This window comes from Lentilactobacillus kefiri (assembly GCF_007989105.1).
GTDB classification, from domain to species: domain Bacteria; phylum Bacillota; class Bacilli; order Lactobacillales; family Lactobacillaceae; genus Lentilactobacillus; species Lentilactobacillus kefiri.
The window spans coordinates 1-1,070 of record NZ_BJVK01000095.1 but is presented as its reverse complement, the minus strand read 5'-3'; the positions used below and the strand labels follow the sequence as shown (position 1 = coordinate 1,070).

Genomic DNA, 1,070 nt, shown 5'->3' with positions numbered 1-1,070 from the left:
TTTTATAATGTGTTTGAAAAAAGATAGAGCTATCTTTAAAGGAGGATTCATATTGAAATATACGCTATTAGGTTCACTTGGAAATATTGGTAGGGTTGTTGTTCCTGCTTTGGTTAACGCTGGCAATGATGTTACAGTGATTAGCTCAAATTCTAAGCGGTCAGAACAAATTCGTGAAGTAGGCGCACAGCCGGCAATTGGCAACATGGCAGATAGCAAATTTTTGGCTAATCAGTTTGAAGGTGCGGATGCCGTCTATCTAATGGTTGCGACTAGGCCTAGTGATTCCATATTCGAGGATACAGAAAAACAGGGAAGGGTATTTGCTGAAGCAATTAAGCGTTCTGGGGTTAAAAATGTCGTTGACTTAAGCAGTATTGGTGCTAACAATCCGCAGGCAGGTGTCCTGTATGCTTACCATTGGATTGAGGATCAGCTAAAAGAACTTGAAGACGTAAATGTTGCTTTTATACGACCAGTTGGATTCTACAGTAATCTGTATGCCAACATAAATACCATTAGGGCTGACCATGCAATTTATTCAAACATTCCTGAAACTATTACTCAGCGGTGGGCAGCTCCACAAGATATTGCCGCTGTTGTTTTAAAATTACTTCAGCATGTTCCAGTTGGAACGTCGGTTCATTATGTCTATAGTGATGCTTTCTCAACTCAAAAATTTATTGAAACCCTCCAGGATACACTATCCATGCCAGATCTACACTTTGTTTCAATTTCTGATGAGCAGGCTGAACAGTCAATGGTTGATAGGGGCGTTTCTAAAAAGCTTGCACAGCTATTTATTAAAATGAGCGAACTGGAACGTCATCCAGAAAAACTGTATGCAGATTTGGACAATCAAACCACAAATATTGGTGAAGTTAAACTTGCTGATTTTGTTAAAGCATTCTCTGTAGCCTATCAGGATCAAAATAATGGTCCTCATGCTAATACCTTGGTTGACCAGTGATCAGAATAAGTCCCGTAAAAATAAACACCTTTAGTTTTATGTGTGCAAAAAGGCTCCCGATATTATTGTCGAGAGCCTTTCTATCTTTTTTTTATGTTTC

General features: G+C 38.9%; 1 protein-coding gene. It reads left to right on the top strand.

All coding sequences use genetic code 11. The features are described 5' to 3' along the window. Nucleotides 1-970, top strand: a 970-nt coding sequence (locus tag LKE01_RS11820; protein WP_146979258.1) for an SDR family oxidoreductase, incomplete at its 5' end; no start/stop codon positions are given. Nucleotides 971-1,070: the final 100 nt, after the last annotated feature.